22 protein-coding genes and 4 tRNA genes are annotated in these 24,305 nt (G+C 68.9%); 19 read left to right on the forward strand and 7 right to left on the reverse strand.

Annotation, left to right across the window (positions count from 1 at the left end; translation table 11 throughout):
- Positions 1-14 precede the first annotated feature (14 nt).
- Both ACFWRT_RS11590 and ACFWRT_RS11595 read right to left on the reverse strand, forming a co-directional pair.
- Positions 15-542 (reverse strand): methylated-DNA--[protein]-cysteine S-methyltransferase, encoded by a 528-nt coding sequence (locus tag ACFWRT_RS11590; protein ID WP_380955134.1) that lies wholly within the window; start codon positions 540-542, stop codon positions 15-17.
- Positions 543-749: 207 nt separating this feature from the next.
- Complete coding sequence (locus ACFWRT_RS11595) at positions 750-1,238, reverse strand: YajQ family cyclic di-GMP-binding protein (protein ID WP_018510616.1); 489 nt, start codon at positions 1,236-1,238, stop codon at positions 750-752.
- Between the two features lie 167 nt (positions 1,239-1,405).
- Between ACFWRT_RS11595 and ACFWRT_RS11600 the strand changes: the two genes are divergently transcribed.
- Positions 1,406-1,487 (forward strand) — tRNA-Tyr (locus ACFWRT_RS11600).
- A gap of 100 nt (positions 1,488-1,587) precedes the next feature.
- On the opposite strand, the gene ACFWRT_RS11605 is transcribed toward ACFWRT_RS11600, so the two are convergent.
- Together ACFWRT_RS11605 and ACFWRT_RS11610 are read right to left on the reverse strand one after the other, a co-directional pair.
- Positions 1,588-2,244: an SDR family oxidoreductase gene (locus ACFWRT_RS11605; protein WP_326704084.1), complete on the reverse strand. Its 657-nt coding sequence runs from the start codon at positions 2,242-2,244 to the stop codon at positions 1,588-1,590.
- Positions 2,245-2,278: 34 nt separating this feature from the next.
- Positions 2,279-3,556 carry an amidohydrolase family protein gene (locus ACFWRT_RS11610; protein WP_380955135.1) on the reverse strand — a complete coding sequence of 426 codons (1,278 nt, stop codon included), beginning with the start codon at positions 3,554-3,556 and terminating at the stop codon, positions 2,279-2,281.
- Between the two features lie 286 nt (positions 3,557-3,842).
- Between ACFWRT_RS11610 and ACFWRT_RS11615 the strand changes: the two genes are divergently transcribed.
- The 6 genes from ACFWRT_RS11615 (at position 3,843) to ACFWRT_RS11640 (ending at position 6,491) form a co-directional block, all read left to right on the forward strand.
- Positions 3,843-3,915, forward strand: a tRNA-Thr gene (locus ACFWRT_RS11615).
- 45 nt (positions 3,916-3,960) lie between these two features.
- Positions 3,961-4,033: transfer RNA gene (locus ACFWRT_RS11620), tRNA-Met, on the forward strand.
- A gap of 88 nt (positions 4,034-4,121) precedes the next feature.
- Entirely contained in the window at positions 4,122-4,286 is a 165-nt protein-coding gene (gene rpmG, locus ACFWRT_RS11625; protein ID WP_003956487.1) for a 50S ribosomal protein L33, read from the forward strand.
- Between the two features lie 117 nt (positions 4,287-4,403).
- Positions 4,404-4,856, forward strand: a complete 453-nt coding sequence (locus ACFWRT_RS11630) for a MaoC family dehydratase N-terminal domain-containing protein (protein WP_018510613.1) — start codon at positions 4,404-4,406, stop codon at positions 4,854-4,856.
- Positions 4,856-5,284 carry a MaoC family dehydratase gene (locus ACFWRT_RS11635; RefSeq protein WP_030561935.1) on the forward strand — a complete coding sequence of 143 codons (429 nt, stop codon included), beginning with the start codon at positions 4,856-4,858 and terminating at the stop codon, positions 5,282-5,284. Before ACFWRT_RS11630 ends, ACFWRT_RS11635 begins: the two co-directional genes overlap by 1 nt.
- A gap of 151 nt (positions 5,285-5,435) precedes the next feature.
- On the forward strand, positions 5,436-6,491 hold the full coding sequence (locus tag ACFWRT_RS11640; RefSeq protein ID WP_380955137.1) for a UDP-N-acetylmuramate dehydrogenase: 1,056 nt from the start codon (positions 5,436-5,438) through the stop codon (positions 6,489-6,491).
- A gap of 36 nt (positions 6,492-6,527) precedes the next feature.
- On the opposite strand, the gene ACFWRT_RS11645 is transcribed toward ACFWRT_RS11640, so the two are convergent.
- A complete protein-coding gene (locus ACFWRT_RS11645; protein WP_380955138.1) occupies positions 6,528-7,166 on the reverse strand; it encodes an NAD(P)-dependent oxidoreductase in 639 nt (212 codons plus the stop codon).
- Positions 7,167-7,250: 84 nt separating this feature from the next.
- Here ACFWRT_RS11645 and ACFWRT_RS11650 point away from each other — a divergent pair, with 84 nt between their 5' ends.
- Positions 7,251-7,841, forward strand: coding sequence for a TetR/AcrR family transcriptional regulator (locus ACFWRT_RS11650; protein WP_380955140.1), 591 nt, complete (start codon positions 7,251-7,253; stop codon positions 7,839-7,841).
- Here ACFWRT_RS11650 and ACFWRT_RS11655 read toward each other — a convergent pair.
- Together ACFWRT_RS11655 and ACFWRT_RS11660 are read right to left on the reverse strand one after the other, a co-directional pair.
- Positions 7,834-8,847 (reverse strand): adenosine deaminase, encoded by a 1,014-nt coding sequence (locus tag ACFWRT_RS11655; RefSeq protein ID WP_380955142.1) that lies wholly within the window; start codon positions 8,845-8,847, stop codon positions 7,834-7,836. The two genes, ACFWRT_RS11650 and ACFWRT_RS11655, sit on opposite strands and share 8 nt — an antisense overlap.
- Positions 8,848-8,962: 115 nt before the next feature.
- The gene (locus ACFWRT_RS11660) at positions 8,963-10,189 is read right to left on the reverse strand and encodes a pyridoxal phosphate-dependent aminotransferase (RefSeq protein WP_380955143.1); all 1,227 of its coding nucleotides are present in this window, start codon (positions 10,187-10,189) and stop codon (positions 8,963-8,965) included.
- Positions 10,190-10,403: 214 nt separating this feature from the next.
- Here ACFWRT_RS11660 and ACFWRT_RS11665 point away from each other — a divergent pair.
- The 11 genes from ACFWRT_RS11665 to ACFWRT_RS11715 all read left to right on the forward strand — a co-directional run bounded on the left by ACFWRT_RS11665 (position 10,404) and on the right by ACFWRT_RS11715 (position 24,185).
- Positions 10,404-10,476 (forward strand) — tRNA-Trp (locus ACFWRT_RS11665).
- Between the two features lie 106 nt (positions 10,477-10,582).
- A complete protein-coding gene (gene secE / locus ACFWRT_RS11670; protein ID WP_380955145.1) occupies positions 10,583-10,870 on the forward strand; it encodes a preprotein translocase subunit SecE in 288 nt (95 codons plus the stop codon).
- A gap of 73 nt (positions 10,871-10,943) precedes the next feature.
- The gene (nusG, locus tag ACFWRT_RS11675) at positions 10,944-11,828 is read left to right on the forward strand and encodes a transcription termination/antitermination protein NusG (protein WP_380955146.1); all 885 of its coding nucleotides are present in this window, start codon (positions 10,944-10,946) and stop codon (positions 11,826-11,828) included.
- 176 nt (positions 11,829-12,004) lie between these two features.
- A complete protein-coding gene (rplK, locus tag ACFWRT_RS11680; RefSeq protein ID WP_010058817.1) occupies positions 12,005-12,439 on the forward strand; it encodes a 50S ribosomal protein L11 in 435 nt (144 codons plus the stop codon).
- A gap of 80 nt (positions 12,440-12,519) precedes the next feature.
- Complete coding sequence (gene rplA / locus ACFWRT_RS11685; RefSeq protein ID WP_030561920.1) at positions 12,520-13,242, forward strand: 50S ribosomal protein L1; 723 nt, start codon at positions 12,520-12,522, stop codon at positions 13,240-13,242.
- Positions 13,243-13,650: 408 nt separating this feature from the next.
- Entirely contained in the window at positions 13,651-14,208 is a 558-nt protein-coding gene (gene rplJ, locus ACFWRT_RS11690) for a 50S ribosomal protein L10 (RefSeq protein ID WP_018510603.1), read from the forward strand.
- An 84-nt stretch (positions 14,209-14,292) separates the two neighbouring features.
- Positions 14,293-14,676, forward strand: a complete 384-nt coding sequence (rplL, locus tag ACFWRT_RS11695) for a 50S ribosomal protein L7/L12 (RefSeq protein WP_356747783.1) — start codon at positions 14,293-14,295, stop codon at positions 14,674-14,676.
- A 624-nt stretch (positions 14,677-15,300) separates the two neighbouring features.
- Positions 15,301-18,786 carry a DNA-directed RNA polymerase subunit beta gene (gene rpoB / locus ACFWRT_RS11700; protein ID WP_161267598.1) on the forward strand — a complete coding sequence of 1,162 codons (3,486 nt, stop codon included), beginning with the start codon at positions 15,301-15,303 and terminating at the stop codon, positions 18,784-18,786.
- 130 nt (positions 18,787-18,916) lie between these two features.
- Positions 18,917-22,816 (forward strand): DNA-directed RNA polymerase subunit beta', encoded by a 3,900-nt coding sequence (locus ACFWRT_RS11705; RefSeq protein WP_380955147.1) that lies wholly within the window; start codon positions 18,917-18,919, stop codon positions 22,814-22,816.
- 243 nt (positions 22,817-23,059) lie between these two features.
- Complete coding sequence (locus ACFWRT_RS11710) at positions 23,060-23,461, forward strand: hypothetical protein (protein WP_380955148.1); 402 nt, start codon at positions 23,060-23,062, stop codon at positions 23,459-23,461.
- Positions 23,462-23,594: 133 nt separating this feature from the next.
- Positions 23,595-24,185 (forward strand): phage tail tube protein, encoded by a 591-nt coding sequence (locus ACFWRT_RS11715; RefSeq protein ID WP_327220036.1) that lies wholly within the window; start codon positions 23,595-23,597, stop codon positions 24,183-24,185.
- Positions 24,186-24,305 lie beyond the last annotated feature (120 nt).

Below are 24,305 nucleotides of genomic sequence, written 5' to 3' on the forward strand. Positions count from 1 at the left end.
CTGTCACACCACCCTCAGCCGCCGGCCCGCACACCCGAAGCACACGCGGCCCCTTCGAGCTCCAGCAGCACCTGCTTGCGCTCCAGGCCACCCGCGTACCCCCGCAACGCCCCGTCCGCGCCGATCACCCGGTGGCACGGCCGCACAACCAGCAAGGGGTTCCGCCCGATCGCCGTCCCCACCGCCCGCACCCCCGCGCCCGAGGCCCCGACCCGCGCGGCGACCTCCCCGTACGACAGGGTCTGCCCGTACGGGATCGACTCGACCACCTCCCAGACGCGCCGCTGGAACTCCGTCCCCACGCCCTCCGCGACCGGCACGTCGAACCGTGTCGACCGCCCCGCGAAGTACTCCTCCACCTGCGCGACGACCCCCGCGAACAGTTCGGGCGCCCGCAGCCAGCCGTCCTGGACGACCGCGCCGCCCTTCTGCCCGGGCACGGACAACGACACCAGCCGCAGCCCCTCGGCCGTCCCGTCCGACTCACCCATCAGCAGCAACTCGCCCAGCGGACTGGCCACCCGCGTGTACACCGTCGTCACGACCGCTCACTTCCCTCACCGACAAAAACCGCGGACCTGGCGAACCCGGACCCGCACCGGCCAGTCTGCTCCGCACCTCGCCCCCACCACCGGCGGTTTTCGGACACGGAGCCAGGCGCACCCCATGAACGCGCAGAGGCACCCCGCCGAGGTCGGTCCCGACGGCGTGCCCCTTCTCGCTCACGAGTCGTCCTACCGGTAGTCGTCCTACCGGTAGTTCACGTACTGGATGGCGAAGTCGAGGTCCTTCTCCTTCAGCAGCGCCTGCACGGCCTGGAGGTCGTCCCGGCTCTTCGAGCTGACGCGCAGCTCGTCACCCTGGACCTGGGCCTTGACGCCCTTGGGCCCCTCGTCGCGGATGATCTTTGCCACCTTCTTGGCGTTCTCCTGGGAGATGCCTTCCTCGATCGTGGCGAAGATCTTGTACTCCTTTCCGGAGAGCTGCGGCTCACCGGCGTCCAGCGACTTCAGCGAGATGCCCCGCTTGACCAGCTTGGACTGGAAGATGTCGAGGATCGCCTTGACCCGCTCCTCGCCGTTCGCCTCCATCAGGATCTTCTCGCCGGACCACGAGATCGAGGCACCCGTGCCCTTGAAGTCGTAACGCTGGGAGATCTCCTTGGCGGCCTGGTTGAGGGCGTTGTCGACCTCCTGCCGCTCGACCTTCGAGACGATGTCGAAACTGGAGTCGGCCATGACGTGTGGCTCCTTGCGTCGAATGTGCGGGGGATACAGCGCAAAGCCTAGCCACCGCCGCCCCCTCCGGCTGCTGATCAATGAGGTGGCGGAGCACCCCTGGCCATCAGGTATTGTTTACGTCGTCGCCAAGGAGCTCACCAGCGGAGATCCGACGCGTCGTTCGAGGCGGTGTGCCCGAGTGGCCAAAGGGAGCAGACTGTAAATCTGCCGGCTCAGCCTACCCAGGTTCGAACCCTGGCGCCGCCACGCGAACGAAGCCCCCGACCAGTCCTTCTGGTCGGGGGCTTCCTCGTTCCCAGCAGTTCCCAGCAGTTCCCGGCAGTGGTCAGCCCCTCGGAGCCCCGGCTCAGTTGCCCGCGACGTCCTTCACGGACACCGTGACCGGCACGTTCCCCGAGATGACCTCAAGGGTCAGGCCCGCCGTCGCCGGGGTGTCCAGCAGCTCCAGGATCGTCGCCGCCACGTCGTCGCGCGGGATCGGGCCGCGCCCGGTCTTCGCGGCGAGCAGGATCTGTCCGTTGCCCGCGTCGTTGGTGAGCATCCCGGGGCGCAGGATCGTCCAGTCGAGCGCGGAGCGGGAGCGTACGTCGGCGTCCGCCGCGCCCTTCGCCCTCAGGTAGATGTCGAACACCTCGTCGCCGGGGTGGTCGGGGTCGGCGCCCATGGAGGAGACGACGATGTACCGGCGTACGCCCGCTGCTTGGGCCGCGTCGGCGAAGAGGACGGCGGCGCCCCGGTCGACGGTGTCCTTGCGGGCGGTGCCGCTGTTCGGTCCGGCGCCTGCCGCGAAGACGGCCGCGTCGGCCCCGCGCAGCACCTCCGCGGTCTCCTCCACGGTGGCCGATTCGAGGTCCAGCACGGCGGGTTCGGCGCCGATATCGGTGAGGTCCTGACTCTGTCGGGGGTTGCGGATGATCCCTACGGCTTCATCCCCGCGTGCGGCGAGCAGCCGCTCCAGCCGCAGTGCGATCTGTCCGTGTCCACCTGCGATGACAATGCGCATACCTCCGACCGTACGCCCGGTGGCCGCCGCGTGCTCAGTTCCCCGGCCCGCCACCGGAGTCGGGTCGCCCCTGGCGGGGAAGATCGGGGCCGGCGGTGGCATCGGGATCGGAGTCGCAGTACTCGCGTACGGCGCTGGTGCGCGCGACGATCCGGCCGCGGTGGATGACGATCCGGCTGTAGGCGAGGGAGAGCGCGCCGGAGAGCTGTTCACCGCGTACGGCGAGGAGTTCGGCGGGGAAGCCCGCCTCCACGCGGACGTCGGGCAGGCCGAGGGCGGCGCGGGCGGTGGTGGAGACCGTGGCGTAGGCGTGTTCGGCGCGCAGGCCGTGCTGCGAGGCGAGGAGGTACGCGGCCTCCAGCGGGTCGCCGCGGCCCACGGGGTTGGCCGTGTCGCGCAGTGCGCCGCTGCCCGCCGCCACGCGTACGCCCGCGGAGCGCAGGAGGCGTACGGGGGCGGTCGTGCGGCGTTCGGAGCCCGTACAGCCCCCCTGGGGGAGGCAGACGACGGTGATCCCGGCGGCGGCCAGCTGGTCGGCGGCCCGGCTCGCGGTCTCCAGGGGGAGGTGGGCGAGGCCGGCGCAGGGGCCGAGGGTGACCCCGGGGCGCAGGCCCCCGGCCATGGCGGCCAGGCGGGCGAGGCGGGCCGGGTCGTCGCCGTCGGTGTGCAGGTCGACGGGGCGGCCGTGTTCGGCGGCGACCTCCAGGACGGCCGCCGTGTAGCCGGTGGGGTCGGGGTCCAGGTCGGGGCAGCCGCCGACGACCGCGGCGCCCATCTTCACGGCGTCGCGGAGCATGGCGAGGCCGTCGGCCCCGGCGATGCCGGTGAGCAGGCGGGGGACGGCGACCGCGGTCAGGTCGGCGAGGCCGCGCAGGGCCCGCCTGGCCTGCAGGACGGCCTCCAGCGCGGCGAGGCCCTGGACGTCGCCGATGCGGACGTGGGCGCGCAGGGCGGTGGCGCCGTGGCCGAGCTGGAGGAGGGCGGCCTCGGTGGCGCGGCGCTGGATGTCCTCGGGGAGGTCGGAGGCGGGCCCGGCGCCGTCGGCGGTGAGGGCGGTGTCGCCGTGGGCGTGGGGCTCGGCCGGGGCGGGGAGCAGGAGGTAGCCGCGCAGGTCGATGCGGGGGCCCCGGGCGGTGAGGCTGCCCGCGGTGCCGACGGCCTCGATGCGGCTGCCGCTGAGGCGTACGTCGACGGCGCGGCCGTCGGTCAGGCGGGCGCCGCTCAGGACGAGGGCGGGGGCAGGGTCGGTGGTGGCCGCTTCGGCGCTGTCGGGTGCGCTGTCGTCGGGCCGCCGCGGCCGGCTGTCGGGCATCGCGCTCCTGGGAGGGGTGCACGGCCGCGCGGAGCGGTCGAGCCTGGAGGTGGTCCCGTCGATCATGACCGGGTCCGCGACGCGTGGCACGGCGGCTTCCGGGAAGAGCCCATTAGTCGTACCGGTACCCCCGCGCCGACGCGGGGAAGGGGCCCGTCCGGAAGCGGACACGGGCTGGATCAAGGCCTGATCAGGGGGTGTGGGCGAGCCCGGACCGGCGCCCGGAGCGTGGTGCCGAAACGGATTTGGGCGATCGGCCGGAGAGCGTGTAATGTCTTCCTCGCTCGCCCCAATAGCTCAGTCGGTAGAGCGTCTCCATGGTAAGGAGAAGGTCTGCGGTTCGATTCCGCATTGGGGCTCTGGTGACCGGGAAACCCCGCTTCGGCGGGGGGACTCGTCATCAAAGCGGTGTAGCTCAGTCGGTAGAGCAAGCGGCTCATAATCGCTGTGTCACCGGTTCAAGTCCGGTCACCGCTACTAACGGTAGCCGATTGTTGGGTCGGTCCTTCGATCGGCTACTCTTTTATGCGTTCATCCGTCCATCGTCCGTCCAAGGAGCACTCACGTGGCTGCCACCGACGTCCGCCCGAAGATCACGCTGGCCTGCGTGGAGTGCAAGGAGCGGAACTACATCACCAAGAAGAACCGGCGTAACAACCCGGACCGTCTTGAGATGAAGAAGCACTGCCCGCGCTGCAACTCGCACACCGCGCACCGCGAAACGCGCTGAATCAGGCTCGTACACGAGGCCGTCCCCTCTGGGGGCGGCCTCGTGTCGTTGTCCGGGGTGGTCCCCCGCGCAGGGGCGTGCCCTCATTCGTCATTTCCAGCAGGAGGTAGCGAGCTCATGGCGCTCGACCAGTCCTTCGTGGGCCGGACGTATCCGCCCACCCCGGCGTACGAGGTAGGCCGGGAGAAGATCCGCGAGTTCGCCGAGGCGGTGGGTGACACCCATCCGGCGTACGTCGACGTGGAGGCGGCCCGCGCGCTCGGCCACCCCGATGTGATCGCGCCCCCCACCTTCGTCTTCTCCATCACCTACCGGGCAGCCGGCGAGGTCGTGCAGGACCCGCAGCTCGGCCTGGACTACAGCCGGGTCGTCCACGGCGACCAGAAGTTCTCCTACGTGCGTCCGGTACGGGCGGGGGACCGGCTGACGGTCACGTCCACGATCGAGACCATCAAGTCCATGGCGGGCAACGACATCGTGGACATCCGCGGCGACGTGCACGACGAGGCCGGCGAACTGGTCGTCACGGCGCTCACGAAGCTGGTGGCACGCGCCGCCGAGGAGGCGTGATGACGGCGAAGGTCTCCTACGGGTCGGTCGAGGTCGGTACGGAGCTGCCCGCGCAGTCGTTCCCGGTGACACGGGCGACGCTCGTGCGGTACGCCGGTGCGTCGGGCGACTTCAACCCGATCCACTGGAACGAGAAGTTCGCGGTCGAGGTCGGGCTGCCTGATGTGATCGCGCACGGCATGTTCACGATGGCCGAGGCGATCCGCGTGGTCACGGACTGGGCCGGGGACCCGGGCGCGGTCGTCGACTACGGGGTGCGGTTCACCAAGCCGGTCGTCGTGCCCAACGACGACAAGGGCGCGCTGATCGAGGTCAGCGGCAAGGTCGCGGCCAAGCTGGAGGACAACCTGGTCCGGGTGGACCTGGTGGCCGTGTGCGACGGCAAGAAGGTGCTGGGCATGTCCCGCGCCGTCGTCCGGCTCGCCTGAGGTTCACGCGCGCTGCCTAACGGTCCGCACGCTGCCCATACGGTTCACGCGCTGCCTAACGGTCCGCACGCTGCCCATACGGTTCACGCGTTACCTGTACGGTCCGTGGCCCCGCCCGAGCGGCGGAGCCGCGGACCGTACTCTTGTCCCCGTGCAGGAACTCCACGATGCCCCCCTCGCCCCCCTGACCACCTTCCGGCTCGGCGGCCCCGCCACCCGCCTCCTGACGGCCACCACCGACGCCGAGGTGGTCGCAGCCGTCCGCGAGGCCGACGCGAGCGGCACCCCGCTGCTGGTCATCGGCGGCGGCTCCAACCTGGTCATCGGCGACAAGGGGTTCGACGGCACGGCGCTGCAGATCGCCACCAGGGGATTCACGCTCTCCGGTACGTCGCTGGAGCTGGCGGCCGGGGAAGTCTGGACCGACGCCGTCGCCCGGACCGTGGAGGCGGGTCTCGCGGGCATCGAGTGCCTGGCCGGCATCCCCGGCTCCGCCGGCGCGACGCCCATCCAGAACGTCGGGGCGTACGGGCAGGAGGTCTCCTCCACCATCACGGAGGTCGTCGCCTACGACCGGCACACCCGGGAGACGGTGACCCTGCCGAACGCGGAGTGCTCCTTCTCGTACCGGCACAGCCGCTTCAAGGCGGAACCCGACCGTTTCGTGGTGCTCCGGGTCCGCTTCGAGCTGGAGGAGGCGGGCGGCCTCTCCGCGCCCCTGGCGTACCCGGAGACGGCCCGGGCCATGGGCGTCCAGCAGGGTGAGCGCGTCGCCGCCTCCGCCGCCCGGGAGACCGTGCTGAAGCTGCGCGCCGGCAAGGGCATGGTCCTGGACCCGGACGACCACGACACCTGGTCCGCGGGGTCCTTCTTCACCAACCCGATCCTCGACGAGGCCGCGTTCCAGGACTTCCTGGCGCGGGTCCACGAGCGCCTCGGCCCGGACGTGACGCCGCCGGCGTTCCCCGCCGGGGACGGCCGGACCAAGACCTCGGCCGCCTGGCTGATCGACCGGGCCGGCTTCACCAAGGGGTACGGCAGCGGCCCGGCCCGGATCTCCACCAAGCACACCCTCGCCCTCACCAACCGCGGCGAGGCCACCACCGAGGACCTCCTCGCGCTGGCCCGCGAGGTCGTCGCCGGGGTCCACGCGGCCTTCGGTGTCACCCTGGTCAACGAGCCGGTGACGGTCGGCGTCGCTCTATAGGCGCACGCGTCGCCCTCCGGGGACACGCGACGGCATTCAGTAGGCGATCCCCACGCCCTGCCGTACCGCCGCCGGGTCGTCGATCATCCCGAGCATCGCGTGGGCCACATCCGCCCGGGAGATGGACCGGCTGCTGACGGGCGCGCCGCCCACCACCTTGCGGTAGACGCCCGTGCGCGGCCCGTCCGTCAGCTTCGGAGGCCGTACGGAGGTCCAGTCCGTGGCGCCGCGCTCCAGGGCCGCCTCCATCCGCGCGAGGTCCGCGTACAGGTCCGCCAGGACCGCGCCGATCGCCTTGCGCGCCAACCGGTCCACCAAGGGCTCGCCGGCCGGTACCGGCCCGACCGGGGTCGCGCTCACCACCAGCAGCCGGCGCACCCCCTCGGCCTCCATCGCGTCGACGATCCGCCCGGTCAGCCGCTCGGCGACCCCGTCCGCCTTCCGGCTCCGCGAGCCGAGCCCCGAGAGCACCGCGTCCCGCCCCGCCACCGCCGCGCGCACGGCCGCCGGGTCGTCCAGCGGTACGGCGGCCCCGTGCAGGGCCAGGGTGTCGAACGCCTCCGGGAGCCTCGCCGGGTCGCGGACCACGACCGTCACCTCATGGCCCGCCGCGAGCGCCTGGCCCACGACCTCCTGGCCGACACCCCCGGTCGCTCCGAACACCGTCAGCCGCATGGGCCCTCCTCAGGTGGGTGAGTGTTCACTCACCTCTAGGGTGAGTGGCTGATCGTCCCCTCGTCAAGCCGTACAGGAGCACGCATGGAGCCGAAGCCGGCCCGCGTCCGCATCGTCGACGCCGCCCATGAGCTGATGGGCTCCATCGGCCTCGCCCGGACCACCACCAAGGAGATCGCGCGGGCGGCCGGCTGCTCGGAGGCGGCGCTCTACAAGTACTTCCCCAGTAAGGAAGAGCTCTTCGTTACGGTCCTCAAGGAGCGACTGCCGAAGCTCGGCGGGCTGCTCGACGGCCTGGTCCCGGGGGAGGGCGGCGTGGAGGCCAACCTCACCGAGGTCGCCCGGCAGGCCGCCCTCTTCTACGAGCAGACGTTCCCCATGGCGGCGTCCCTGTACGCCGAACCGCAGCTCAAGAGCCGCCACGAACAGGGCATGCGCGAACTCGGCACCGGCCCCCACAAGCCGATCCAGGGGCTCGACGCCTACCTCCGCGCCGAACAGCGCGCGGGCCGGGTTCGGGCGGACGCCGACACCTACGCGGCCGCCTCCCTCCTGCTCGGCGCCTGCGCCCAGCGGGCCTTCGCCTACGACGCACTCCCCGGTGGGACGCCCCCGCAGCCCCTGGAGGAGTTCGCCGCCTCGCTCGCCCGCACCCTGCTGGCCGGAATCAGCTAGCCAGCCAGTCGTCGATCCCGGACAGCAGCTTGTCCCGTACGTCGACGGGCGCCGCCGATCCGCGCACCGACTGACGGGCCAGCTCGGCCAGCTCCGCGTCGGTGAACCCGTGGTCGCGGCGGACCAGCTCGTACTGCGCGGCCAGCCGGGAACCGAACAGCAGCGGGTCGTCCGCGCCGAGCGCCATCGGCACCCCCGCGTCGAACAAGGTGCGCAGGGGGACATCCGCGGCCTTCTCGTAGACGCCGAGCGCCACATTGGACGACGGGCACACCTCACAGGTCACCTGGCGCTCGGCCAGCCGCTCCATCAGCCGGGGATCCTCGGCCGCCCGGACCCCGTGGCCGATGCGCGAGGCGTCCAGGTCGTCCAGGCAGTCCCGCACGCTGGAGGCGCCCGCGAGCTCCCCGCCGTGCGGGGCCGCCAGCAGGCCGCCCTCCCGGGCGATGGCGAAGGCCCGGTCGAAGTCGCGGGCCATGCCGCGCCGCTCGTCGTTGGAGAGCCCGAAGCCGACGACGCCCCGGTCCGCGTACCGCACGGCCAGCCGCGCCAGCGTCCGGGCATCCAGCGGGTGCTTCATCCGGTTCGCGGCGATCACCACACGCATCCCCAGACCGGTGTCCCGGGCGGCGCTGTCCACCGCGTCCAGGATGATCTCGATCGCCGGGATCAGTCCGCCGAGCAGCGGGGCGTACGAGGTGGGGTCGACCTGGATCTCCAGCCAGCCCGAGCCGTCCGCGACGTCCTCCTCGGCGCTCTCGCGGACCAGGCGGTGGATGTCCTCGGGGGACCGGAGGCAGGACCGGGCGATGTCGTAGAGCCGCTGGAAGCGGAACCAGCCGCGCTCGTCGGTCGCCCGCAGCTTCGGCGGCTCGCCGCCGGTCAGCGCGTCGGGGAGGTGGACCCCGTACTTGTCGGCGAGTTCGAGCAGGGTGGTGGGCCGCATCGACCCGGTGAAGTGCAGGTGCAGGTGGGCCTTGGGCAACAGACGTACATCACGCTCCATCGGAAGATCCTGCCGCACGCGCGGGCCGGAGCGGAAGTCGCTGTCCTCTTTGGAGTGGGTCTGGAACGGAAAGTGCCCCCGGCCGTGGCGGCCGGGGGCACAATCGCGCGGGCTGTCAGGCCTTGGCCTCGCCCAGCAGCTTCTGGAGCCGGGAGACGCCCTCGATGAGGTCGTCGTCGCCGAGCGCGTAGGAGAGGCGGAGGTAGCCGGGGGTGCCGAAGGCCTCGCCCGGGACGACGGCGACCTCGGCCTCGTCCAGGACGAGGGCCGCGAGCTCCGCTGAGTCGGCCGGGCGCTTGCCGCGGATCTCCTTGCCGAGCAGCCCCTTCACCGACGGGTAGGCGTAGAACGCGCCCTCGGGCTCCGGGCAGAGCACGCCGTCGATCTCGTTGAGCATCCGCACGATGAGGTTGCGGCGGCGGTCGAAGGCGGTGCGCATCTCCGCGACGGCGTCCAGCGGGCCGGAGACCGCGGCCAGCGCGGCGACCTGGGCCACGTTGGAGACGTTGGAGGTGGCGTGCGACTGGAGGTTCGTCGCGGCCTTGACGACGTCCTTGGGGCCGATGATCCACCCCACGCGCCAGCCGGTCATCGCGTACGTCTTGGCGACGCCGTTGACGACGATGCACTTGTCGCGCAGCTCGGGCACGATCGCCGGGAGCGAGGTGAAGGTCGCGTCGCCGTAGACGAGGTGTTCGTAGATCTCGTCGGTCATGACCCACAGCCCGTGCTCGACGGCCCAGCGGCCGATCGCCTCGGCGTCGGCCTCGCTGTAGACGGCGCCGGTCGGGTTGGACGGTGAGACGAAGAGGACGACCTTGGTCCGCTCCGTGCGCGCGGCCTCCAACTGCTCGACCGAGACCCGGTAGCCGGTGGTCTCGTCGGCGACGACCTCGACCGGGACACCGCCGGCGAGCCGGATCGACTCGGGGTAGGTGGTCCAGTACGGAGCGGGGACGATGACCTCGTCGCCCGGGTCGAGGATCGCCGCGAAGGCCTCGTAGATGGCCTGCTTGCCGCCGTTGGTCACCAGGATCTGGCTGGCGTCGACCTCGTAGCCGGAGTCCCGCAGCGTCTTCTCTGCGATGGCGGCCTTGAGCTCGGGGAGCCCGCCGGCCGGGGTGTAGCGGTGGTACTTCGGGTTGCGGCAGGCCTCGACCGCGGCGTCGACGATGTAGCCCGGGGTCGGGAAGTCGGGCTCGCCGGCACCGAAGCCGATCACCGGGCGGCCGGCGGCCTTGAGGGCCTTGGCCTTGGCGTCGACGGCGAGGGTCGCGGACTCGGAGATCGCACCGACGCGGGCGGAAACCCGACGCTCGGACGGAGAAGTTGCAGCGCTCATGGGCCCCATGCTCCCAGACCGGAAAACCCGTCGACACACGGGTTTCAGGGACCGGACAGGACTCGGACGGGAACCGGACAGGACCGGTCGGTAGTTGTCTGTTCGACGCGGCGGCCCTGAGCACGTACACTCACCTGTCGTTGGCCTTCACCAGCCACACCGTTTCTGCACCCGGGCACCGGGAAAGATGCGGTAGGTTGGTGGAAACCACCAAAGGGTCGTAGCTCAATTGGTAGAGCACTGGTCTCCAAAACCAGCGGTTGGGGGTTCAAGTCCCTCCGGCCCTGCTACACACTCCTTCGCCAGGATGTGTGCGCATGTACGTACTTCATTGCACAGCCGTGCGGCTCCACCGGGCGCGGCACGGCCACGACCCGGAATCAGGTGAGAAGCGTGACGGACGCCGTGGGCTCCATCGACATGCCTGATGCTGAGGATGAATCCCCCGAGTCCAGCAAGAAGACTCGGAAGGGCGGCAAGCGCGGCAAGAAGGGTCCTCTGGGCCGCCTCGCGCTGTTCTACCGCCAGATCGTCGCCGAACTCCGCAAGGTTGTCTGGCCGACTCGCAGCCAGCTGACGACATACACCACTGTGGTGATTGTGTTCGTCGTTGTCATGATTGGTCTTGTTACCGTTCTTGACACGGGATTCGCGCGGGTCATCAAGTACGTCTTCGGCTGAGTCGGCGGAAGGCGTCCGACCGGCGCCCCCACCGCATGTTCCACCCCTTTGTATCCAGGAAGAAGCAGCCATCGTGTCTGACCCGAACCTGAACGACGCCGTCGAGCCCGAGGCTGGCGCCTTCGAGTCCGCCAAGGACGAGCTCGGCATCGTTGAGGCTGCTGATTCCGAGAAGGCCGATCAGGCCGAGGCCACTGAGGCCACCGACACCGCTGTGGACGCCGTCGCCGACGAGACGATCGAGGCCGACGAAGACGCCGAGGTCGCCGAAGAGGCTGCCGAGGCCGAGGCCGACGACGAGAGCGCCGACGAGGAGGAGGCCGCCGAGCCGGCCGCCCCCGTCGACCCCGTCACCGCACTGCGCGATGAGCTCCGCACCCTCCCCGGCGAGTGGTACGTCATCCACACGTACGCCGGTTACGAGAAGCGCGTGAAGGCCAACCTGGAGCAGCGCGCCGTCTCGCTCAACGTGGAGGAGTTCATCTATCAGGCCGAGGTGCCTGAAGAGGAAATCGTCCAGATCAAGAACGGCGAGCGCAAGAACGTCCGGCAGAACAAGCTCCCCGGCTACGTGCTGGTGCGCATGGACCTGACGAACGAGTCCTGGGGCGTCGTGCGGAACACGCCGGGCGTCACCGGCTTCGTGGGCAACGCCTACGACCCGTACCCGCTGACCCTGGACGAGATCGTCAAGATGCTCGCCCCGGAGGCCGAGGAGAAGGCCGCCCGCGAGGCCGCCGAGGCCGAGGGCAAGCCGGCCCCGTCCCGCAAGGTCGAGGTCCAGGTGCTGGACTTCGAGGTGGGCGACTCGGTCACCGTCACCGACGGCCCGTTCGCCACGCTGCAGGCCACGATCAACGAGATCAACGCCGACTCGAAGAAGGTCAAGGGCCTCGTCGAGATCTTCGGCCGCGAGACCCCGGTCGAGCTCAGCTTCGACCAGATCCAGAAGAACTAGCGCTTCCCGCCGGTTTCTGGACACATGCCTACCCAGCAGGTCAGAGGGGCTTCGCGGCCGCTCTGACCTGCTGGGTTTTTGGTCGCACAGCTATACCCGTTATCGTTGTGCGGTATGCCTCCATCCGGATGACCGGAATCGGCGGCGAAACACTCTCATAGGACCCGGAGAGAGCAATGCCTCCCAAGAAGAAGAAGGTCACGGGGCTTATCAAGCTCCAGATCAACGCCGGTGCGGCGAACCCGGCCCCGCCGGTCGGCCCCGCGCTCGGTCAGCACGGCGTCAACATCATGGAGTTCTGCAAGGCCTACAACGCCGCGACCGAGTCGCAGCGTGGCATGGTCGTGCCGGTGGAGATCACGGTCTACGAGGACCGCTCCTTCACCTTCATCACGAAGACTCCGCCGGCCGCCAAGCTGATCCTCAAGGCCGCGGGTGTGGACAAGGGCTCCGGCGAGCCGCACAAGACCAAGGTCGCCAAGCTGACGGCCGCCCAGGTCCGCGAGATCGCCACGACGAAGCTCCCCGACCTGAACGCCAATGACCTCGACGCCGCGTCGAAGATCATTGCCGGCACCGCCCGTTCCATGGGCATCACGGTCGAAGGCTGATTCAGCCCCGTAGCCCTCAGTGGTAGGACCAAGCGCTGGTCCGCACCACGACTCCACACTCTGAAACCACAGGAGTAGAAGTGAAGCGCAGCAAGAACCTCCGCGCTGCGGACGCCAAGGTCGACCGGGCGCGTACCTACGCCCCGCTCGAGGCCGTCCGTCTCGCCAAGGACACCTCGTCCACGAAGTTCGACGGCACCGTCGAGGTCGCCTTCGCGCTGGGTGTCGACCCGCGCAAGGCCGACCAGATGGTCCGCGGCACCGTGAACCTTCCGCACGGCACCGGCAAGACCGCCCGGGTCCTGGTCTTCGCGACCGGTGACCGTGCTGCGGCCGCGGAAGCCGCCGGAGCCGACATCGTCGGCGCCGACGAGCTCATCGACGAGGTGGCCAAGGGCCGTCTGGACTTCGACGCCGTCGTCGCCACCCCGGACCTCATGGGCAAGGTCGGCCGCCTGGGCCGCGTGCTCGGTCCGCGTGGTCTGATGCCGAACCCGAAGACCGGCACCGTCACCCCCGACGTCGTGAAGGCTGTCAACGACATCAAGGGCGGCAAGATCGAGTTCCGCGTCGACAAGCACTCGAACCTGCACTTCATCATCGGCAAGGTCTCCTTCGACGAGACCAAGCTGGTGGAGAACTACGCAGCGGCGCTGGACGAGATCCTGCGTCTGAAGCCGTCCGCCGCCAAGGGCCGCTACATCAAGAAGGCCACCCTGGCCACCACGATGGGCCCCGGCATCCCGCTGGACGCCAACCGCACCCGCAACCTCCTCGTCGAGGAGGACCCGGCCGCCGTCTGAGCCACCGTGCTCACCCGGTAGCCGCGTCGTACGCGTGCACTGTGTGAACGGGCCCCGCAACCTTCCGAGGTGCGGGGCCCGTCCTCGTATCCGCGTACAGCGGGCCGGAGAGCCGCTGCTGACCTGCGGCTAAACCCTCCGCACCGGAGCGGCGGACGCCGGATTTGCCCGGCGCGGCCCCGGTCGCGTACTCTCGTCACGAAGCCAAAGACCGCTGGTCGTCGCCGCGCTCTCGCAAGAGGGACGGTGACCGAAGGTTCCGCTAGACCGGACGACCTGCGCAGGTGACTGTGGAACTGCTCCCGGACTCTGTCCGGTCGAGCCGCGCCCTGGCACTTGTGCTGGGGCGTTTCGTCTTTCCCGGCCCCTTCCGAGCGGTCCTCATCACCCGGAAGGAGGCCGACGCTCATGGCAAGGCCCGACAAGGCTGCCGCGGTAGCCGAGCTCGCGGACCAGTTCCGCAGCTCGAACGCCGCTGTGCTGACCGAGTACCGGGGTCTCACCGTGGCGCAGCTCAAGACGCTGCGTCGTTCGCTCGGTGAGAACGCCCAGTACGCCGTGGTGAAGAACACGCTGACCAAGATTGCGGCCAACGAGGCCGGGATCGACACGCTGGACGACCTGTTCTCGGGTCCGACGGCGGTTGCCTTCGTCACCGGTGACCCGGTGGAGTCGGCGAAGGGTCTTCGTGACTTCGCCAAGGACAACCCCAACCTCATCATCAAGGGCGGTGTCCTTGACGGTAAGGCGCTGTCCGCCGATGAGATCAAGAAGCTTGCGGACCTCGAGTCCCGCGAGGTTCTGCTCTCCAAGCTGGCCGGTGCTTTCAAGGGCAAGCAGACGCAGGCGGCGCAGGTCTTCCAGGCCCTGCCCTCCAAGTTCGTCCGCACCGCGGAAGCTCTTCGCGCCAAGAAGGAAGAGCAGGGCGGTGCCGGTACTCCGGCTCCCGCCGAGGCCGCCGAGTAATCACGCTCAGCGGTCCAGCGGGCTCCACGTACGCCCGCCGACATATACATCCGGCACCTGCCGAATAGTGGAAGGACGCCTGTCATGGCGAAGCTGTCCCAGGACGACCTGCTCGCGCAGTTCGAAGAGATGACCCTCATCGAGCTCTCCGAGTTCGTGAAGGCCTTCGAGGAGAAGTTCGACGTCACCGCCGCCGCGGCCGTCGCCGTCGCCGGTCCGGCCGGCCCGGGCGCCGTTGCCGAGGCCGCTGAGGAGCAGGACGAGTTCGACGTCATCCTCACCGGCGCCGGCGAGAAGAAGATCCAGGTCATCAAGACCGTGCGTGAGCTGACCTCGCTGGGTCTCAAGGAGGCCAAGGACCTCGTCGACGGCACCCCGAAGCCGGTCCTCGAGAAGGTCGCCAAGGAGGTCGCCGAGAAGGCTGCCGAGTCCCTCAAGGCCGCCGGCGCTTCCGTCGAGGTCAAGTAACACCCCGGGAGTCCACGGACTCCCCTCGGGCGCGTCATGCGCCCGTACCGAAGGGCGATCACCCATCCGGGTGGTCGCCCTTCGGCGTACCCGTGGCGGCTGCCTTGCTCTTCCGGCGACGACGAGTAGGGTGATCTTCGCCGTGCGCCTCTCGCGGGGCGTCCAGGGGCCTCCTGAGGGCTTCCCGGGGGCGTCCGGAGCGACCCCCTGGGGGCCCGTTCGGACCGGTGGGCCTTGACGAACGGCACGAGGCGCGCAATTCTCAGGACGCGTCCTCACTTCGATCCGGATCCGAGGCATGGATCGAGAGTGAAGAGGGAAGTAAAGAAGCGCGCACCCCGCGCGAGGGCCTGAACACATGGGTAGTTGAGAACAGCTGTTGAGAGCGACGTGGGTCTCTGAGAACCCCGACTGGACATCAGTGTGCCGCTTGGCTACACTGACCCTTTGCGCTGCCTGTTAGCTGCCTCCTGCCCGTCACCAGGGGCATACCCACGCTATGAGCATCGATGACAGATCCTCTCCGAGCCGGCCTTCCGGGGCCGATTCGGGACGGTGTGTCTGGATGTCCCATGTGGGACCGGTACGCGCGTAGTGAGTCCGAGCCCTCGGAAGGACCCCCTCTTGGCCGCCTCGCGCAACGCCTCGACCGCGAATACGAACAACGGTGCCAGCACCGCCCCGCTGCGCATCTCTTTTGCAAAGATCAAGGAGCCCCTCGAGGTTCCGAACCTCCTCGCGCTGCAGACCGAGAGCTTTGACTGGCTCCTCGGCAACGCCGCCTGGAAGGCTCGCGTCGAGGCTGCTCTGGACAGTGGACAAGACGTCCCCACCAAGTCCGGCCTGGAGGAGATCTTCGAGGAGATCTCACCGATCGAGGACTTCTCCGGGTCGATGTCGCTCACGTTCCGCGACCACCGCTTCGAGCCCCCGAAGAACTCGATCGACGAGTGCAAGGAGCGCGACTTCACGTTCGCCGCGCCGCTCTTCGTCACGGCCGAGTTCACCAACAACGAGACCGGCGAGATCAAGTCCCAGACGGTCTTCATGGGCGACTTCCCGCTCATGACCAACAAGGGCACCTTCGTCATCAACGGCACCGAGCGTGTCGTCGTGTCGCAGCTGGTCCGCTCGCCGGGTGTCTACTTCGACTCCTCCATCGACAAGACGTCTGACAAGGACATCTTCTCCGCCAAGATCATCCCTTCCCGGGGTGCCTGGCTGGAGATGGAGATCGACAAGCGCGACATGGTCGGTGTGCGTATCGACCGCAAGCGCAAGCAGTCCGTCACCGTCCTTCTGAAGGCTCTCGGCTGGAGCACCGAGCAGATCCTCGAGGAGTTCGGCGAGTACGAGTCGATGCGCGCCACCCTGGAGAAGGACCACACCCAGGGCCAGGACGACGCGCTGCTCGACATCTACCGCAAGCTGCGTCCGGGCGAGCCGCCCACGCGCGAGGCCGCTCAGACGCTGCTCGAGAACCTCTACTTCAACCCGAAGCGCTACGACCTCGCGAAGGTCGGCCGCTACAAGGTGAACAAGAAGCTCGGCGCCGATGAGCCGCTGGACGCCGGGGTGCTCACCACCGACGACGTCATCGCGACCATCAAGTACCTGGTCAAGCTGCACGCCGGTGAGACCGAGACGATCGGTGAGTCGGGCCGGGAGATCGTCGTCGAGACCGACGACATCGACCACTTCGGCAACCGTCGTCTGCGCAACGTCGGCGAGCTCATCCAGAACCAGGTCCGTACGGGCCTGGCGCGGATGGAGCGCGTCGTGCGTGAGCGCATGACGACCCAGGACGTCGAGGCGATCACGCCGCAGACCCTGATCAACATCCGGCCGGTCGTCGCCTCCATCAAGGAGTTCTTCGGCACCAGCCAGCTCTCGCAGTTCATGGACCAGAACAACCCGCTGTCGGGTCTCACCCACAAGCGCCGTCTGTCGGCGCTCGGCCCGGGTGGTCTCTCCCGTGAGCGGGCCGGCTTCGAGGTCCGTGACGTGCACCCGTCGCACTACGGGCGCATGTGTCCGATCGAGACCCCTGAGGGCCCGAACATCGGTCTGATCGGTTCGCTCGCCTCGTACGGCCGCGTCAACGCGTTCGGCTTCATCGAGACGCCGTACCGCAAGGTCGTCGACGGCCAGGTCACCGACGACGTCGACTACATCACGGCCGACGAGGAGGACCGCTTCGTCATCGCCCAGGCGAACGCGATCCTCAACGACGAGCTGCGCTTCACCGAGCCCCGCGTCCTGGTCCGCCGTCGTGGCGGAGAGGTCGACTACGTGCCCGGCACGGACGTCGACTACATGGACGTCTCGCCGCGCCAGATGGTGTCCGTCGCCACCGCGATGATCCCCTTCCTGGAGCACGACGACGCCAACCGTGCCCTCATGGGCGCGAACATGATGCGCCAGGCGGTGCCGCTCATCAAGTCCGAGGCCCCGCTGGTGGGCACCGGCATGGAGTACCGCTGCGCCACCGACGCCGGTGACGTCCTCAAGGCCGAGAAGGACGGTGTGGTCCAGGAGGTCTCCGCGGACTACATCACCGTCACGAACGACGACGGCACGTACACCACGTACCGCATCGCCAAGTTCATGCGCTCCAACCAGGGCACCTCGGTCAACCAGAAGGTCGTCGTCTCCGAGGGCGACCGGATCATCGCCGACCAGGTGCTGGCCGACGGCCCGGCCACCGAGAACGGTGAGATGGCCCTCGGCAAGAACCTCCTCGTGGCGTTCATGCCGTGGGAGGGTCACAACTACGAGGACGCGATCATCCTGTCGCAGCGCCTCGTGCAGGACGACGTCCTCTCCTCGATCCACATCGAGGAGCACGAGGTCGACGCCCGTGACACCAAGCTCGGCCCGGAGGAGATCACCCGGGACATCCCGAACGTCTCCGAAGAGGTCCTCGCCGACCTCGACGAGCGCGGCATCATCCGTATCGGTGCCGAGGTCGTCGCCGGTGACATCCTCGTCGGCAAGGTCACGCCCAAGGGTGAGACCGAGCTGACCCCCGAGGAGCGCCTGCTCCGCGCGATCTTCGGCGAGAAGGCGCGCGAGGTGCGCGACACCTCGCTGAAGGTGCCGCACGGTGAGATCGGCAAGGTCATCGGTGTCCGCGTCTTCGACCGCGAAGAGGGCGACGAGCTGCCGCCGGGTGTGAACCAGCTCGTCCGCGTCTACGTCGCGCAGAAGCGCAAGATCACCGATGGTGACAAGCTCGCCGGCCGTCACGGCAACAAGGGCGTCATCTCGAAGATCCTGCCGATCGAGGACATGCCGTTCCTGGAGGACGGCACCCCGGTCGACATCATCCTCAACCCGCTGGGTGTCCCGTCCCGAATGAACCCGGGACAGGTCCTGGAGATCCACCTCGGCTGGCTCGCCAGCCGCGGCTGGGACGTCTCCGGCCTCGGTGACGAGTGGGCCAAGCGCCTGCAGTCCATCGGCGCCGACCAGGTCCCCCCGGGCACCAACGTCGCCACGCCCGTCTTCGACGGTGCGCGCGAGGACGAGATCTCCGGCCTCTTCCAGGCCACGATCCCCAACCGCGACGGTGACCGCCTGGTGCAGCCCTCCGGCAAGGCCCAGCTCTTCGACGGCCGCTCCGGCGAGCCGTTCCCGGACCCGGTCTCGGTCGGGTTCATGTACATCCTCAAGCTCCACCACCTGGTCGACGACAAGCTGCACGCGCGTTCGACCGGTCCGTACTCCATGATCACCCAGCAGCCGCTGGGTGGTAAGGCTCAGTTCGGTGGACAGCGCTTCGGTGAGATGGAGGTGTGGGCGCTGGAGGCATACGGCGCCGCGTACGCCCTCCAGGAGCTGCTGACGATCAAGTCCGACGACGTGACCGGCCGCGTGAAGGTCTACGAGGCCATCGTCAAGGGCGAGAACATCCCCGAGCCGGGCATCCCCGAGTCCTTCAAGGTGCTCATCAAGGAAATGCAGTCGCTCTGCCTCAACGTGGAGGTGCTCTCCTCGGACGGCATGTCCATCGAGATGCGCGACACGGACGAGGACGTCTTCCGCGCAGCGGAGGAGCTCGGTATCGACCTGTCCCGGCGAGAGCCGAGCAGCGTCGAAGAGGTCTGACGGGTTCGCCGGCCGGATCCCCGTGATCCGGCCGGCTCTCCCCGGACCCGTTCAGACCATTGCTGAAGTGCCCCGATTTCTCGCTTCCGAGCGAGGGGGCTCGAACCCCCGAAAGAGGGATTGACGACAAGTGCTCGACGTCAACTTCTTCGACGAGCTGCGGATCGGCCTTGCCACCGCGGACGACATCCGGACCTGGTCCCACGGCGAAGTGAAGAAGCCGGAGACCATCAACTACCGCACGCTCAAGCCCGAAAAGGACGGACTCTTCTGCGAGAAGATCTTCGGTCCGACCCGGGACTGGGAGTGCTACTGCGGCAAGTACAAGCGTGTCCGCTTCAAGGGCATCATCTGTGAGCGCTGCGGCGTCGAGGTCACTCGCGCCAAGGTGCGTCGTGAGCGGATGGGCCACATCGAGCTGGCCGCTCCCGTCACCCACATCTGGTACTTCAAGGGCGTCCCGTCGCGCCTCGGATACCTGCTGGACCTCGCGCCGAAGGACCTCGAGAAGGTCATCTACTTCGCCGCGTACATGATCACGTTCGTGGACGAGGAGCGTCGTACCCGCGACCTGCCGTCCCTGGAGGCGCACGTCTCCGTCGAGCGTCAGCAGACCGAGAACCGCCGCGACTCCGACCTGGAGGCCCGCGCCAAGAAGCTCGAGACCGACCTGGCCGAGCTGGAGGCCGAGGGCGCCAAGGCCGACGTACGCCGCAAGGTGCGCGAAGGCGCCGAGCGCGAGATGAAGCAGCTGCGCGACCGTGCGCAGCGCGAGATCGACCGTCTCGACGAGGTGTGGAGCCGTTTCAAGAACCTCAAGGTCCAGGACCTGGAGGGCGACGAGCTGCTCTACCGCGAGCTGCGTGACCGCTTCGGCACGTACTTCGACGGCTGCATGGGCGCCGCCGCGCTGCAGAAGCGCCTGGAGTCCTTCGACCTCGACGAGGAGGCCGAGCGCCTCCGCGAGATCATCCGTACCGGCAAGGGCCAGAAGAAGACCCGTGCGCTCAAGCGCCTCAAGGTCGTCTCCGCGTTCCTGCAGACCAGCAACAAGCCCAAGGGCATGGTGCTCGACTGCGTGCCGGTCATCCCGCCGGACCTGCGTCCGATGGTGCAGCTGGACGGTGGCCGCTTCGCGACCTCCGACCTGAACGACCTGTACCGCCGCGTGATCAACCGCAACAACCGCCTCAAGCGTCTCCTTGACCTCGGTGCCCCCGAGATCATCGTGAACAACGAGAAGCGGATGCTGCAGGAGGCCGTCGACGCGCTGTTCGACAACGGCCGCCGCGGTCGCCCGGTCACCGGTCCCGGTAACCGCCCGCTGAAGTCCCTGAGCGACATGCTCAAGGGCAAGCAGGGCCGCTTCCGTCAGAACCTCCTCGGCAAGCGTGTGGACTACTCCGCGCGTTCCGTGATCGTCGTCGGTCCGCAGCTCAAGCTGCACCAGTGCGGTCTGCCTAAGGCCATGGCGCTGGAGCTCTTCAAGCCGTTCGTGATGAAGCGCCTGGTGGACCTGAACCACGCGCAGAACATCAAGTCGGCCAAGCGCATGGTCGAGCGTGGCCGCACCGTCGTGTACGACGTCCTCGAAGAGGTCATCGCCGAGCACCCGGTGCTGCTGAACCGTGCGCCCACCCTGCACCGCCTCGGCATCCAGGCCTTCGAGCCGCAGCTGGTCGAGGGCAAGGCCATCCAGATCCACCCGCTCGTCTGCACCGCGTTCAACGCGGACTTCGACGGTGACCAGATGGCCGTGCACCTGCCGCTCTCCGCGGAGGCGCAGGCCGAGGCCCGCATCCTGATGCTGTCCTCGAACAACATCCTGAAGCCGGCCGACGGTCGTCCCGTCACCATGCCGACCCAGGACATGGTGCTGGGTCTGTTCTTCCTCACCACCGACGGTGAACTCCGTGACACCAAGGGCGAGGGCCGCGCGTTCGGCTCCACGGCCGAGGCGATCATGGCGTTCGACGCCGGCGAGCTGGCTCTCCAGTCCACCGTCGACATCCGCTTCCCGGTCGGCACCATGCCGCCGCGTGGCTGGGTGCCGCCGGTCGCCGAGGAGGGCGAGCCGGAGTACCAGCCGGGCGACACCTTCCGGCTGCGGACGAGCCTCGGCCGTGCGCTCTTCAACGAGCTGCTGCCCGAGGACTACCCGTTCGTCGACTACTCGGTGGGCAAGAAGCAGCTCTCCGAGATCGTCAACGACCTGGCCGAGCGCTACCCCAAGGTCATCGTGGCGGCGACGCTCGACAACCTGAAGGCGGCGGGCTTCCACTGGGCGACCCGTTCGGGCGTCACCGTGGCCATCTCCGACGTCGTCGTGCCCGAGGCCAAGAAGGCCATCGTCAAGGGCTACGAGGAGCAGGACGAGAAGGTCCAGAAGCAGTACGAGCGCGGTCTGATCACCAAGGACGAGCGCACGCAGGAGCTCATCGCGATCTGGACCAAGGCGACCAACGAGGTCGCCGAGGCGATGAACGCGAACTTCCCCAAGACCAACCCCATCTTCATGATGGTTGACTCGGGTGCCCGAGGAAACATGATGCAGATGCGGCAGATCGCCGGTATGCGTGGTCTGGTGTCGAACGCGAAGAACGAGACCATCCCGCGTCCGATCAAGGCGTCCTTCCGTGAGGGCCTCACCGTTCTGGAGTACTTCATCTCCACGCACGGTGCCCGTAAGGGTCTGGCGGACACCGCCCTGCGTACCGCCGACTCGGGTTACCTGACCCGTCGTCTGGTGGACGTCTCGCAGGACGTGATCATCCGCGAGGAGGACTGCGGCACCGAGCGCGGCCTCAAGCTGAAGATCGCCGTCAAGGGCGCCGACGGCGTGCTCCGCAAGACGGAGGATGTCGAGACCTCGGTCTACGCCCGCATGCTCGCCGAGGACGTCGTGGTGGACGGCAAGGTCATCGCGCCTGCCAACGTCGACCTCGGTGACGTCCTGATCGACGCCCTGGTGGGCGCCGGCGTCGAGGAGGTCAAGACCCGCTCGGTCCTGACCTGTGAGTCCGCGGTCGGCACCTGTGCCTTCTGCTACGGGCGCTCGCTCGCCACCGGCAAGCTGGTCGACATCGGTGAGGCGGTCGGCATCATCGCCGCCCAGTCCATCGGTGAGCCCGGCACCCAGCTGACGATGCGTACCTTCCACACCGGTGGTGTGGCCGGTGACGACATCACCCAGGGTCTGCCCCGAGTCGTCGAGCTCTTCGAAGCCCGTACGCCGAAGGGTGTCGCCCCGATCTCCGAGGCCAAGGGCCGCGTGCGGATCGAGGAGACCGAGAAGACCAAGAAGCTCGTCGTCACCCCGGACGACGGCAGCGACGAGACGGCGTTCCCGATCTCGAAGCGTGCCCGTCTGCTCGTGGGCGAGGGCGACCCGGTCGAGGTGGGCCAGAAGCTCACCGTCGGTGCGACCAACCCGCACGACGTGCTGCGCATCCTCGGCCAGCGTGCGGTCCAGGTCCACCTGGTCGGCGAAGTCCAGAAGGTCTACAACTCGCAGGGCGTGTCGATCCACGACAAGCACATCGAGATCATCATCCGGCAGATGCTCCGCCGCGTGACGATCATCGAGTCCGGCGACGCGGAGCTCCTTCCGGGCGAGCTGGTCGAGCGGTCGAAGTTCGAGACCGAGAACCGTCGCGTGGTCACCGAGGGCGGTCACCCCGCCTCCGGCCGTCCGCAGCTGATGGGTATCACGAAGGCCTCGCTCGCCACCGAGTCGTGGCTGTCGGCGGCGTCCTTCCAGGAGACGACCAGGGTTCTGACCGACGCGGCGATCAACGCCAAGTCGGACTCCCTGATCGGCCTCAAGGAGAACGTCATCATCGGTAAGCTCATCCCGGCCGGTACGGGTCTGTCCCGCTACCGCAACATCCGGGTCGAGCCGACCGAGGAGGCCAAGGCCGCGATGTACTCGGCCGTCGGCTACGACGACATCGACTACTCGCCGTTCGGCACCGGCTCCGGCCAGGCCGTCCCGCTGGAGGACTACGACTACGGTCCGTACAACCAGTAGGCGCGTGCTCGTCGCTTGAACGCCTGAGGGCGGTCACCCCCCTGTACGTCGGGGGGTGGCCGCCCTTCGGCGTGTCCGGGGCCGCCGGGCGCGGCCGGTTTCCGTATCGAGTTGCGAAGTCGGTCTCCATGGATCACAGTTGGGGCAGCGGCAGAGCTGCGCCCGGAGCACCCGGGCGGCGGACCTGCCGCTCTGTGTTTTCCGCAGCACCGCGGCACAGGCCCCCCTGAAGGGAGTGTCCATGTGAGTCCCCTCGCCTTCCCGGACGCGGAACGGCTCGTCGTCGATCACCTCAAGAACCGGCCGGAACTGGCCGGGACGGTGGTCGACAACAGGCCCCCGCCCGGCTTCGACGGCACCCAGAAGGCCGTCCTCGTCTCCCGCGTCGGCGGTGCGTGGGTGGACGATCTCCACCTCGACCAGCCGCTGATCGACCTCGAGGTCTACGGGCCGGACAAGACGGCGGCGCACACCGTCGCGCTCGCGGCCCGTGCGGCTGTCCTCACCCTGACCGGCACCACGTACGGCGGGGCGGCGGTCACCGATGTCGCGGAGGCGGACGGGCCGCGCTGGCTGCCTGACTACCACCGCCCGGCCGGCAACCGGTACCTCTCCACGGTCCGGGTCTCGGTACGACCCGCCTGACCGCTTCACCGTTTCACCGTTCCACCGAGCGTTTCTTTCTTGCAGGCCCCGCCACCGGCGGGGCCTTCGTCGTTTCCGCACACCGGTGCGGGCCGATCACGGCCCCGCACCGCACTCTCACCGAGGAGCAGACATGGCAGGCAACAACGGCAGTCAGATCCGTGTGGCCGGCAGCGGCCGCATCCTGGTCGCCAAGGCCGGCGCGACCGGTCCGGCGTCGCCGGCCCACACCGGCGACGCGTGGGCCGACGGCTGGACCGAGCTGGGCTACACCACCACCGACGGCATCAAGTTCAACAAGAAGGACAAGATCGACCCGGTCGACACCTGGCAGTCGGTGAGCCCGGCGCGGTTCATCTACTCCGACCGCGACCTGACGGTGAAGTTCCAGCTGCTCCAGCTGAACAAGGACACGCTGTCGTTCTTCATGGGCGGCGACACCGTCACCTCCGTGACCGGGACCGGCGTGAGCGACACCTACCAGTACAAGCTGGCGTCCGAGCCGAAGCAGGACGAGCGCCAGCTCGGCATCGAGTTCAAGGACGGCGCCGACGTCACGTACCGCTTCATCATCCCGCGGGGCCAGGTCACCGAGACCGAGGAGATCGCGCTGACCCGTACGGGTTCGCTGAAGCTCGGGGTCACCTTCACCGCGCTGGCCGCGGAGAACAGCCCGACCCTGGCCACGTGGATCATGAAGGACAAGGCCTTCGGCGCCGCGTAGGCGCTCCGGTGGCGGGGGGGGGGGGCCCCGGGGGCCCCGGGGCCCCCCCCCCCCCGGCCCCCCCCCCCCCCGCCCCAACCCCCCCCCCCCCCCCCGGGGGGGGGGGGCCCCGGTTGTTCG

The sequence above is a fragment of the Streptomyces cyaneofuscatus genome (assembly GCF_042718795.1).
In the GTDB taxonomy this organism is placed as follows: Bacteria; Actinomycetota; Actinomycetes; order Streptomycetales; family Streptomycetaceae; genus Streptomyces; species Streptomyces cyaneofuscatus_A.